The organism is Oceanobacillus luteolus (assembly GCF_023715655.1).
In the GTDB taxonomy this organism is placed as follows: domain Bacteria; phylum Bacillota; class Bacilli; order Bacillales; family Amphibacillaceae; genus Oceanobacillus; species Oceanobacillus luteolus.
On sequence record NZ_JAMBON010000009.1, the window covers coordinates 1 to 12,141 of the forward strand.

The 12,141-nt window shown below is 39.6% G+C and carries 10 protein-coding genes, 1 rRNA gene, 1 riboswitch and 1 other annotated feature; of the genes, 5 read left to right on the forward strand and 6 right to left on the reverse strand.

Going from position 1 to position 12,141, the window contains the following annotated elements:
• Together M3210_RS07775 and M3210_RS07780 are read right to left on the reverse strand one after the other, a co-directional pair.
• Nucleotides 1-114 (reverse strand): 16S ribosomal RNA (locus M3210_RS07775); the annotation flags it as partial.
• A gap of 309 nt (nucleotides 115-423) precedes the next feature.
• The gene (locus M3210_RS07780; RefSeq protein WP_251512970.1) at nucleotides 424-1,188 is read right to left on the reverse strand and encodes a YybI family spore inner coat protein; all 765 of its coding nucleotides are present in this window, start codon (nucleotides 1,186-1,188) and stop codon (nucleotides 424-426) included.
• Nucleotides 1,189-1,308: 120 nt separating this feature from the next.
• On the opposite strand from M3210_RS07780, the gene M3210_RS07785 reads away from it, so the two are divergent.
• Nucleotides 1,309-1,620: a rhodanese-like domain-containing protein gene (locus M3210_RS07785; RefSeq protein WP_251512973.1), complete on the forward strand. Its 312-nt coding sequence runs from the start codon at nucleotides 1,309-1,311 to the stop codon at nucleotides 1,618-1,620.
• Nucleotides 1,621-1,733: 113 nt separating this feature from the next.
• On the opposite strand, the gene leuS is transcribed toward M3210_RS07785, so the two are convergent.
• Entirely contained in the window at nucleotides 1,734-4,148 is a 2,415-nt protein-coding gene (leuS, locus tag M3210_RS07790) for a leucine--tRNA ligase (RefSeq protein WP_251512975.1), read from the reverse strand.
• Nucleotides 4,149-4,214: 66 nt separating this feature from the next.
• Nucleotides 4,215-4,427, reverse strand: a binding site (T-box leader).
• Between the two features lie 94 nt (nucleotides 4,428-4,521).
• Here leuS and mnmM point away from each other — a divergent pair.
• Nucleotides 4,522-5,088 carry a tRNA 5-(aminomethyl)-2-thiouridylate-methyltransferase MnmM gene (mnmM, locus tag M3210_RS07795; RefSeq protein ID WP_251512977.1) on the forward strand — a complete coding sequence of 189 codons (567 nt, stop codon included), beginning with the start codon at nucleotides 4,522-4,524 and terminating at the stop codon, nucleotides 5,086-5,088.
• Between the two features lie 46 nt (nucleotides 5,089-5,134).
• On the opposite strand, the gene M3210_RS07800 is transcribed toward mnmM, so the two are convergent.
• Together M3210_RS07800 and M3210_RS07805 are read right to left on the reverse strand one after the other, a co-directional pair.
• Nucleotides 5,135-5,557: a DUF1801 domain-containing protein gene (locus M3210_RS07800; protein ID WP_251512979.1), complete on the reverse strand. Its 423-nt coding sequence runs from the start codon at nucleotides 5,555-5,557 to the stop codon at nucleotides 5,135-5,137.
• Nucleotides 5,558-5,624: 67 nt separating this feature from the next.
• Nucleotides 5,625-6,671, reverse strand: coding sequence for a tetraprenyl-beta-curcumene synthase family protein (locus M3210_RS07805; RefSeq protein ID WP_251512981.1), 1,047 nt, complete (start codon nucleotides 6,669-6,671; stop codon nucleotides 5,625-5,627).
• 102 nt (nucleotides 6,672-6,773) lie between these two features.
• On the opposite strand from M3210_RS07805, the gene M3210_RS07810 reads away from it, so the two are divergent.
• Nucleotides 6,774-7,298 (forward strand): gamma carbonic anhydrase, encoded by a 525-nt coding sequence (locus M3210_RS07810; RefSeq protein WP_251512984.1) that lies wholly within the window; start codon nucleotides 6,774-6,776, stop codon nucleotides 7,296-7,298.
• Nucleotides 7,299-7,340: 42 nt separating this feature from the next.
• Here M3210_RS07810 and metK read toward each other — a convergent pair whose 3' ends face one another.
• Nucleotides 7,341-8,540, reverse strand: a complete 1,200-nt coding sequence (gene metK, locus M3210_RS07815; RefSeq protein WP_251512986.1) for a methionine adenosyltransferase — start codon at nucleotides 8,538-8,540, stop codon at nucleotides 7,341-7,343.
• A 365-nt stretch (nucleotides 8,541-8,905) separates the two neighbouring features.
• A riboswitch (SAM riboswitch) is annotated at nucleotides 8,906-9,010 on the reverse strand.
• Between the two features lie 366 nt (nucleotides 9,011-9,376).
• On the opposite strand from metK, the gene pckA reads away from it, so the two are divergent.
• Entirely contained in the window at nucleotides 9,377-10,963 is a 1,587-nt protein-coding gene (gene pckA / locus M3210_RS07820; protein WP_251512988.1) for a phosphoenolpyruvate carboxykinase (ATP), read from the forward strand.
• Between the two features lie 185 nt (nucleotides 10,964-11,148).
• Nucleotides 11,149-12,132 carry an ABC transporter substrate-binding protein gene (locus tag M3210_RS07825; RefSeq protein WP_251512990.1) on the forward strand — a complete coding sequence of 328 codons (984 nt, stop codon included), beginning with the start codon at nucleotides 11,149-11,151 and terminating at the stop codon, nucleotides 12,130-12,132.
• Nucleotides 12,133-12,141: the final 9 nt, after the last annotated feature.

Genomic DNA, 12,141 nt, shown 5'->3' on the forward strand with positions numbered 1-12,141 from the left:
CGCTCGTTCCACAGACGTCACCCCGAAGGGATCAGTCTGCTTCCCGCGCTCGACTTGCATGTATTAGGCACGCCGCCAGCGTTCGTCCTGAGCCAAGATCAAACTCTCCATAAAAGTGTTTGAAAAACTTAGCTTTTGTTTAACAAGAAAACGGGGTTTTCTTGTTAAGTTTATGCTTGGCCACTCACGTGACCTTGCTTGACATACTGGTTGTTTTGTTCAGTTTTCAAAGAGCAAATATTTGCCTCCGCAGAAGCAACTTTATAAATGTATCACATAAGGTCTCTCTTTGTCAACATCTTTTTTAATAGATATTTATTAAAATATGTTTGCAAAGAATTAACCTTGGATTTACAGTATAGCATTAGCCTTATAAAGTGTCAACATAAAAAACTCATATTTTCGCAGGATTATACATCTTTTTTAATAGAATTTACTAGCGTCATATTCTCTCGCTTCTTTCCATTCCGTGTGTAAGGCAGTCCATCTACCATCTTCATAATACCAAAGCGTTTCAATCACACCTAAACCATCAGCATGATAAGCCCCGCTAACTTGTTTATAGCTTTTCAATCCAAACCCTTGTTGCTCGCTTATCTCAAACGGTTCATAGAAAGCTATAGGATCAACCATAAGCTCAGTTCTTTTCAGCAATTTACCATGTTCATCAAAAATACCAAGTCGAATATAGTCGTCTTTCCTATCCTCTACATTTAACACGATAGGTTTTGTATTAGGTGCAATCTCTATTACCGCTTGAAAACCATCTTTAAAATATCCTTTTACATAAACCTGTTCAGGTAAGGGCATGTTTGTTAATTCATCGTTAGCCAACGAATCAAGACGTGTTGTATACAGTCCCCCACTTCCACCTGTAGGGCTTTGATAGAATATATCACTAATACCATCATGATTTAAATCAAAAAACTGGATAACCGGATCGTAACCACCTTGATAATTAATTCTCCATTCTTTTTCACCAGAACGGATGACAGAAAAAATATCTCTATAATATACTGTTTCAGGACTAAACAGGACTCCATATAATTCAACTTTATCTAATTGACCGTCACCAGTGACATCCTCTTCAAAATCATTAAGAAGAATAGGCTCAGTTTCACTAGCCTCCACATCATATGCATGGAAAAACAAAAATGGTACTGTCAATAGAAGAAATATAGTCTTCATCCTCACTCCCCTTTTCCCTGTAAACTGTCATTGATAGGATGTGTGTCTTAGTTGCAAGCTATACATCAAAAACGTAAAATGTTAGATGAAATAAATCTAACTATAGGAAGGAAAATATATATGGCCCATATTAAAGAAGTCACTACTGATGAAGTAGAAGAAATGTTACATAAAGAATCAGATGTTATCCTTATCGATGTGAGGGAAGATGAAGAAGTTGCGCAAGGTATGATTGAGGGTGCTCTTCATATCCCTTTGAATCAAATCCCAGAAAAAGCAGAGTCGCTTGATAAAACAAAAGAGTATATCTTAGTATGCCGTTCTGGAGCAAGAAGTTTAAACGCTGCACTATATATGGAAGAGAAAGGATTCCATGTTTCCAATATGGTAGGCGGGATGTTAGATTGGAATGGCGAAGTTATTATTAAGTAAAAAATAAAAGCTTTCTCCCCCTGTTTAAAGGGGAAGAAAAGCTTTTTTTACTAGATATTATTAAATTTTCTGTGTGTAGATAATCAAACGAGTATACCACGTCCGTGGGGCGTTTAATTTGCAACAATATTAACGAGCTTATCCGGAACGACAATGACTTTCCTTACTGTCTTTCCTTCTATCCATTCTTGAATTACTTCATCTTTAAGTGCTATAGTTTCCAACTCATCTTTTGAAATTCCCCGAGGAACATTTACTTTGGATCGAACTTTACCCATCACTTGCAAGACTACTTCGATTTCGTCTTCAATTAATTTGGATTCATCATGCTCCGGCCAAGGTTCATAGGTAATTGTATTATCATTATTTAACTTCTCCCAAAGCTCTTCACCTAAGTGCGGTGCAATCGGATAAAGCATCTTGACGAATCCTTCAGCGTATTTCTTAGGGATACGATCCACTTTATAAGCTTCATTGATAAACACCATCAGTTGGGATATTCCCGTGTTGAAATGGAGATTTTCATAATCTATTGTTACTTTCTTAACCGTTTCGTGATAAACCTTATCCAGCTTCTCGTTATCTTCGTCCACTATTTTTTCTGATAAACTTCCATCTTCATTTACAAATAATCGCCAAACTCTGTCCAAGAAACGTCGGGCTCCATCAAGTCCTGTAGTTGACCAGGCAACAGATGCATCAAGTGGTCCCATGAACATTTCATATAGACGTAATGTATCCGCACCATGAGAATGTACAATATCATCAGGGTTAACGACATTTCCTTTTGACTTACTCATTTTCTCATTACCTTCACCAAGTATCATGCCTTGGTTATATAGCTTTTGGAACGGTTCTTTAGTTGGCACTACACCTAGATCATATAAGAACTTATGCCAGAATCTTGCATACAACAAGTGAAGAACCGCGTGTTCAGCTCCACCAATATATAAATCAACCGGCATCCATTCTTCTAATGCCTTTGGATCAGCAAGTTGTTCTGTATTATGCGGATCAATATATCGTAAGAAATACCAAGAACTTCCTGCCCACTGTGGCATCGTATTTGTTTCTCTACGGCCTTTCATCCCGGTTTCAGGATCAACGACATTCACCCAATCTTCTGCATTGGCAAGCGGGGACTCACCTGTACCGGAAGGTTTGATTTCATCAATAACAGGCAACTCTAATGGAAGTTCTTCTTCAGGAACAGCAGTCATACTTCCATCTTCCCAATGGATAATCGGGATAGGCTCTCCCCAGTAACGTTGTCTTGCAAACAACCAGTCACGGAGACGATACGTGATTTTCTTTTCACCTTTACCGTTTTCTACAAGCCAGTCAATCATTTTAGTGATTGCTTCATCTTTCCCTAAACCATTAAGGAAATCGGAGTTGACGTGTGGGCCATCACCAACATAAGCTTCTTTAGAGATATCTCCTCCACTGACCACTTCTATGATCGGCAGGTCGAACTTCGTTGCGAATTCATAGTCCCGTTCATCGTGAGCCGGAACAGCCATGATCGCACCGGTTCCATAAGACATGAGTACATAATCCGCTACCCAAATCGGAATTCTTTCATTATTTACAGGATTAATTGCATATGCACCAGTGAAAACTCCAGTTTTATCTTTTGCCAAATCTGTTCTTTCTAAATCGGACTTTTTCTGAACCTCATCTAGATACGTATCAACTGCTTGTTTTTGTTCAGAAGTTGTTATTTCAGCTACAAATGGATGCTCTGGAGCAAGCACTGCATATGTCGCACCAAATAAAGTATCTGGTCTAGTTGTAAATACCGTGAATTCTTTATCATGACCGTCTATGGTAAACGTCACTTCGGCACCTTCCGAACGGCCAATCCAGTTGCGCTGCATTTCTTTTAGACTTTCCGGCCAATCCAAATCATCTAAATCCTCCAGTAGACGATCTGCATAAGCAGTAATTTTCAACATCCACTGTTTCATCGGTTTACGGATAACTGGATGTCCACCACGCTCACTTTTTCCATCAATCACTTCTTCATTGGCGAGTACTGTACCAAGTGCTGGACACCAGTTCACCGGCACCTCGTCGATGTATGCTAGACCTTTCTCATATAATTTCACAAAAATCCACTGTGTCCATTTATAGTAATTCGGATCAGTCGTGTTGATTTCACGATCCCAATCATAAGAAAAACCTAGCTCTTTAATTTGACGTTTGAATGTTGCGATGTTTTTTTCCGTAAACTCAGCGGGACTGTTTCCAGTATCAAGCGCATATTGTTCCGCCGGAAGACCAAAAGCATCCCATCCCATTGGGTGTAGTACTTCATAGCCTTGCATCCGTTTCATTCGGGAAATGATGTCCGTTGCGGTATATCCCTCCGGATGTCCTACGTGCAGACCTGAACCAGACGGATAAGGGAACATATCCAATGCATAGAACTTCTTTTTATCCGAATACGTCTCTGTTTTAAACGTTTTATTTTCTTCCCAGAATTTTTGCCATTTCTTTTCTACTTCCGCATGCTTATAACTCATGCTGTGACCCTCCTTCATAAAAACCCTTTACATTACAAAATAATAAAAAAAGCCACTCATCCCTATAAAAGGGACGAGAAGCTTTGTTTCCCGCGGTACCACCCGAATTAGCTCATTTGAGCTCACTTTCATCTTTAACGCAAGATTTACGGCAGAAGTTACTCCATTCACTCCCGCAACTTATAGGTGAGTTCATAAACACGACATAAGCAGCTTCCACCACCCGCTGCCTCTCTATATACGTCTGTATTTACTACTATTCCTATTCATCGTTTTTTATCGTAATAATTATATCGAATTATAATGAATTACAAGATTATTGTCAAGATAAGCCAAATGTTCTATCCTTAATCTCAGAAAGGAAGAATCAGATATGTTAAAGAACATCTTACATTATGCCCATTATTTGCTTGAGCAAACATTGAAACCAGGCGAAATTACAATCGACGCAACTTGCGGAAACGGAAACGACACTCTATACTTGGCGGAACTAGTCGGCAAGGACGGGAAAGTACTCGCATTTGATATTCAAGAACAGGCGATTCATACGACGAAAAAAAGACTAAATGAAGCCGGAATCAATCACGTTACACTCATCCAAGAAAGTCACGAATACGTCGATCGATTCTTGGGAGAGTCCGAACAGATCGGTGCTGCAATCTTCAATTTAGGATATTTGCCACGAAGTGATAAAACAATTATCACCGAAAGCAAATCAACGATACCTGCAGTCGAGAAAATACTGACTAAATTAAGGCATGAAGGACTTCTTGTTCTCGTTGTCTACCATGGTCATAAAGGTGGTAAAGAAGAAAAAGACGCTCTCTTGCAATATGTTACTCAGCTTGATCAAAAAAAGTACCATGTTCTTCAGTATCAATTTATCAACCAAAAGAACAATCCGCCATTTTTGCTCGCAATCGAAAAGCTAACCGATTAAATGATATAGCAGGCCAATCATTTACGATTGGCCTGCTATATAAATCTTAAGAAACATCATATCTTTCTTTTACAGTCTGAACAGTATCTTTAATAATTTTTTCCAATACATTCGTATCTATGTCTTCGATCTTATTCACATAAATACAAGCCTTACCCATTTTAAACTTACCAAATTTCTCCAGCAGCTCCTGCGGCTTCTCATCATCCATAACGATGTATAAGCTATGTCTTGCCTTCCTTGGAGAAAAGGCAACTACCGGAGCATCGCCTTCATGTCCAGAATCATACTTATAATGATAGGAACCGAAACCAATTATACTTGGGCCCCACATTTTTGCTTGTTTACCTGTCACCTGTGTGAATATATCCAAGAAACGATATGCATCCTCGCGACGCTTTGGGTGCTCTACGGATTCAATAAATTCAATAACGTCCCGATCATTTTCTTTGGTCTTCAACTCGTACATTAAAACCTACCCCCTATTATACATAGCTTTTTATACAAGCTTATAACGGATTGTCCTATTTTGCCACTCAATTATAAATTCTAATATTATAGTGGAGGAATGCGCCTCTAATTCCAGAGGTTTTCAACAATGTCCTCCTTACTCGACTACCATTTTTCAGTGACTTCACTTTTCCATCACTTAAATACAGTGCAACGAGCCCTTTTGGAATGAATTGATGGAATTCAGGATCAGGCAGGACCTGCAACCGTTCTTCCGCCATTAGAAGAAAATATTGTATCCGCTCCACTAATTGAACATCATCACGATAAAAACTGCAGAAATTCAAGTCCCCTTCCTTTTCATCCTCTTCCTGGTCAATATAATAATCAAGTAAAATATGTAAGCCTTGTACAGCAGGAAAATAACTATAAATAATTTTCTCTGCTAAAGTTTTTGTCAGTTTACCAGACAATGTGTAAGATACTAAACAAAAAATTCCTATCGTTGAACCAGACACAGCAGCAAACTCGTACCAACTTAATCCAAGGGCTTTCTCTCTATTCTCCAAATACCATTTTACCAGTCGTGGTACTCTTTCATCCATCTTTACATGTTTATGCACTTGGAGGTCTGCATATAAACCTTCTAACATTAAACAATAATCACGACAGAGCCCATAGGCTTCTGCATTATCCAAAACACCCTGACATGTAAGTACTAGTTCAGTCAAATATCCTCCATCTTCTTGCTCTTCGCGATATGTATAATAGTTTTTTACCGGAGCACCAGGGATCAAAGCATCTTTCATCGCTTCATGTAACATACGAAAATCCTTCGGGTCCAACGATGTACTACGATCACAAAGATTATCCAAGTAGTCACTGATTGTCTGATAAGCGACAATAAACCGGATTGCTTCTTTACAATGTCTGCCAGCTAGTAATGCAAATACACCCCCACCCTGGCAGTGGAACGTTTTGGAATGAATACTTGCTAGTGCTTGTTTTCTCAGCTCCTCGTCTGGAATCGCCTGCGCCCTTTTCTTCCAATAATCCAGTTCTTCATCTATTAGGGGGAATAACTTGTTAAAAACATTGTCCAGTAATCCAAATGCCGAATTTGGTACATGCATTTGTCATAGCCTCCACATAGTTTCGTTATTCTAATCCATTTTGATATACTATCCTTATATTATCTACATACTTATGAAAATAATACAAGGGAGCGTTAAAGAATGATTGATCATTATCAAGGGGTCTATCCAACTATTCATGAATCCGTTTTTGTAGCTAAAAATGCAGTGATTATAGGGGATGTAACGATTGATGAAGAATCAAGCATATGGTTCCACGTAGTCATCCGCGGAGATTTGTCTCCTACTCGTATCGGGAAACGAGTAAGTATACAAGATCTCACTGTATTACACCAAAGTCCAAATACCCCCCTTATCATTGAAGATGATGTTACAATCGGGCATCAGGTTACTTTGCATTCATCAATCATTAGAAAAAATGCGTTAATTGGTATGGGAGCAATTGTACTGGACGGAGCAGAAGTTGGTGAGAATGCTTTTGTTGCAGCGGGTAGTCTCGTACCACCTGGTAAAAAAATCCCTCCGAACACCTTATATATGGGGAATCCAGCAAAATTCGCAAGAGAACTCACGGAAGCAGATTATCAGGAGATGGAGCGGGTCCGAAAGTCATATGTGGAAAAAGGTAAATATTATAAAGAACATACAAGTTTAGGCAGAATATAAGAAAAAGAGCTGTCCGGCTAATCCCTGACAGCTCCTACTATTTTATTCTTCATTAACTATTTTTTGTAAGTCCTCTACCTTATCTAAACTTTCCCAAGGGAAGTTAATATCCGTTCTGCCAAAATGTCCATAAACAGCGGTATTCTTATAGATCGGCCTTCTTAAATCAAGCATTTGAATAAGACCTGCGGGACGAAGATCGAATAGTTTTCTAACTGCTTTCACGAGTAATGCTTCGCTAAATTGACTTGTGCCAAACGTATCAATACTTATAGATACAGGTTCAGCTACACCGATTGCATAAGCAAGCTGGACTTCACATTTATCCGCAAGGCCTGCCGCCACAATATTCTTCGCAACATAACGAGCCGCGTACGCTCCTGAACGGTCCACTTTTGTCGGGTCTTTTCCACTGAAAGCGCCCCCGCCATGACGAGCATATCCACCATAAGTGTCGACAATAATTTTTCTCCCCGTTAAACCTACATCACCCTGAGGACCACCGAGCACGAAACGACCAGATGGATTAATGAAATATTTCGTTGCTTCATCCAGCAACTCATTAGGTACCACCGGTTTAATAACATGTTCAAGAATATCTGATTCAATTTGTTCGTTTGAAACTTCATCATGATGCTGCGTAGATACTACAATCGTATCCACACGAATCGGTTGGTTATTCTCATCGTATTCAATGGTGACTTGTGTTTTTCCATCAGGTCTTAAATAGTCTAACACTCTATTTTTTCTTACATCAGCTAAACGTTTTGCTAGTTTGTGTGATAAGTTGATGGGAAGCGGCATATATTCTTCTGTTTCATTTGAAGCATACCCAAACATCAACCCTTGGTCACCTGCTCCAATAGCTTCTACTTCCTCTTCCATCTTCCCTTGCCGTGCTTCAAGTGCTTTATTTACACCGCCGGCGATATCCGGGGACTGTTCATCGATAGCTGTAATGACAGCACAAGTCTCCGAGTCAAATCCATATTTAGCCCTTGTATATCCAATTTCTTTTATTGTTTGGCGTACGATTTGAGGTATATCCACATATGTCTTTGTAGAGATTTCCCCCGCAACAAACACCATTCCAGTTGTTACTACTGTTTCACAGGCTACACGAGCTTCAGGATCATTTTTTAAAATTTCATCTAGAATTGCATCCGAAATTTGGTCGGACATTTTATCAGGATGTCCTTCAGTTACAGACTCTGAGGTAAATAAACGACGATTTCCAGCCATAGGGCTTGTTCTCTCCTTTGTATAAAATGTAACGGAACCTGTTATTCAAAGGCCAAGGCGTAAGCGCCCGTTTAGGGACGTTCAGACTGCGCCCCACAGGACGTGGGGTGGTTTGACGTTGCCCCAGGATGGGGCGTTCTTAGTCGAACTTCCCTTCCCTTTCAGAGATAAAGGAAACACGACGAACGAAGAGAGTCGATGTTGACTTATCGTACGGAGGGACGGGAAGTCTGGGCAGTCCCTGGGCGCTGGAGCCGGACGAGGCTATACCTGTCTAATTATCCACATATAGTAAAATTAAATTACCTATGCAAATAAAATAAAAACCTTTCCACATACATGAGGAAAGGTAAGACAGCCTTTCACTCTTATTGATCAAGGTTTTACCTTGCATCAGGTTAGCACCTTTCACGAGATGTGAGGTTGCTGGGCTTCATCGGGTCTGTCCCTCCGCCGACTCTGAATAAGAGAGGATCCACTCTAAATTACATATAAAAATAGCATATGCAAAAAAATGATTTTGTATCGTGGGTTAGTATAGCATACGTGAAAAAAACTGGCAAATATAATTCGATAAGCATTTCCAATCACGCTACCCATTTGTTACAATTAAAACACCAATTAAATGAAAAGGAGGTTATTTATTTATATTTGTAATCGTTTCCTGATATTTTAGGTAACGCTTTCTCAGTAAATGCGTATGTATGATATAAAAATATTTCATATTAGTGTGGACTATTTAATTTAATGTGTTATACTAATAGCATAATTAAGATCATCGAAAAGGAAGCTTGGGATGTTTCTTAACAAAACCTTCTAAAGGCAGGAGAATGAAAATGAAAATGGTGGATAAATCCTTGACAACTCAACTGTTGAAACATGGGAATTTAAAACAAAACCTATCGGTAGCACGTCTAGTCGAACGGATTTTAGACAGGAAAGAAGGCGTATTAACATCTACCGGTGCAGTTACAGCAACTACTGGTAAATATACAGGACGCTCACCAAAAGATAAATTTATCGTTAAAGACGAAATTACGGAGAGCACAGTAGATTGGGGCAGCGTTAACCAACCGATTGATGAAGCTTCCTTCGATAAATTGTATCACAAGGTTATTGATTACCTAATGGATAAGGAAGAAGTATATCAATTTAAAGGTTATGCAGGTGCAGATAAAAAGTATCGCTTACCAATTCAAGTGTTTAATGAATTTGCATGGCACAACTTATTTGCACGTCAATTATTCATCACACCAACAGAAGAAGAATTGAAAAACCACGAAGCTGAGTTTTCTGTCATTTCTGCTCCAAACTTCAAAGCAGATCCAGAAATCGATGGAACAAATTCAGAAACATTTATTATCATTTCTTTTAAAAAGCGGATTGTACTCATTGGTGGTACAGAGTACGCCGGAGAAATTAAGAAGTCTATTTTCTCTGTCATGAACTATGTATTACCACAGCAAGATGTTTTATCGATGCACTGCTCTGCGAACGTCGGTCAAGAAGGTGACGTTGCTTTGTTCTTCGGATTGTCTGGAACTGGTAAAACAACGCTCTCTGCAGACCCTTATCGTCGCTTGATTGGTGATGATGAACATGGCTGGAGCCCGAATGGCGTTTTTAATATCGAAGGTGGCTGCTATGCAAAATGTGTTAATCTATCAGAAGAAAAAGAGCCACAGATTTTCAATGCCATCCGATTTGGCTCCGTATTAGAGAACGTAGTCATTGATAAAGAAACAAGTGAACCGGATTATGACGATACGAGTTTAACAGAAAATACTCGTGCCGCTTATCCTGTTGATAATATAGATAACATTGTTACACCAAGCGTGGCGGGTCATCCAAATACAATTATTTTCTTGACAGCTGATGCATCAGGCACCCTGCCTCCTATCAGTAAACTGACTAAAGAACAGGCGATGTACCACTTCTTAAGTGGTTACACAAGTAAACTCGCGGGTACAGAGCGCGGGGTAACAGAGCCGGAAGCAACATTTTCTGCTTGCTTTGGATCTCCTTTCTTACCGCTTGCACCAGCTAAATATGCTGACATGCTTGGACAAAAAATCGATCAATATGACTCAAACGTATTCCTCGTGAATACTGGTTGGACAGGTGGGTCTTATGGCGTTGGTAGCCGAATGAAATTATCCTACACTCGTGCCATGATCCACGCTGCACTGGAAGGTGAATTGAATAATATTGAAACAACGGCTGATGAGATCTTCGGCTTGCAAATTCCTGTCCATGTGGCAGGTGTACCTGACGAAGTGCTTATTCCGAAAAATACATGGGAAGATAAAGCTGCTTATGAACAATCCGCAAAAGAACTCGCTATGAAGTTCCATCAAAATTTCGAGAAATTCGAGAATGTAAGCGAAGCAATTAAGGCAGCAGGCCCAGCGTACAAAAACTAATCATTGTATCCTCATCCCAAAAGGATAATTATAGAGAAGAATATACAGCTATTATTGCTGAAATCCCGGAACATTATTTGTTCCGGGATTTTTTTATTCCCCCACCCTACCAATACTGCACAAAAATCACGTCTGGGCATAAACTGTAGTTGACTATCTAATACAATGCGAAAGGGTCGGACATGATGAAAAAAATAACCAAGGGGTTGCTTATCCTCGGATTTTTATTTCTTCTCTCTGCCTGTCAGGAGCAGAGCGTTAAAATTAATCTTGCTGAGGTTACCCGCTCTTTATTTTACGCCCCACAATACGTAGCTTTGGAGCAAGGTTTCTTTGAAGAAGAAGGTTTGGAGGTTGAATTACAGACAACCTGGGGTGGTGACACAACCATGACAGCTCTACTTTCCGGTGGTGCAGATATTGCATTGGTCGGATCGGAAACTTCCATTTACGTTTACGCTCAGGACTCCCGTGATTATGCAGTAAACTTTGCGCAATTAACCCAAACTGATGGTACCTTCCTTGTTGCAAAAGAAGAGTATCCAAAATTCACATGGGATGATATGAAAGGAAAAGAGTTCTTAGGTCAACGTGTCGGCGGTATGCCACAAATGGTTGGAGAATTCGTACTGAAGAAGCATGATATCGATCCTCACACAGATCTCATACTTGATCAAAGTGTTGATTTCGCAAATATTCCTAGTGCCTTCCAATCAGGAAACTATGAATTTGTACAATTATTTGAACCTACTGCAAGTGTATTTGAACAAGAAGGCCAAGGACATATTATTGCTTCGTTTGGTGAAGAGTCAGGTAAAGTACCATACACTGTCTTTATGACAAAGGAAAGCTATTTGGAAGATAATCAGGAAAATGTTGAGAAATTTACAAGGGCAATTTATCGTGCGCAAAAATGGGTTGCCGAAAACGATGCATCGACGATAGCCGAAGTGATTGCACCTTACTTTGAAGATACAGACTTAGATATCCTCACCTCATCCATCGAACGTTACAAAAGCCAAGGTTCATTTGCGGAAGATCCTTTCCTAGATGAAGAAGAATGGGAAAACTTAAAAACAATCATGGACGAAGCTGGCGAACTACCTATCGATGCTCCATATGATGATTTAGTTGATACAAATGTTGCCGAAGAAGTGATGAATGAGTAGGAGGTGTAG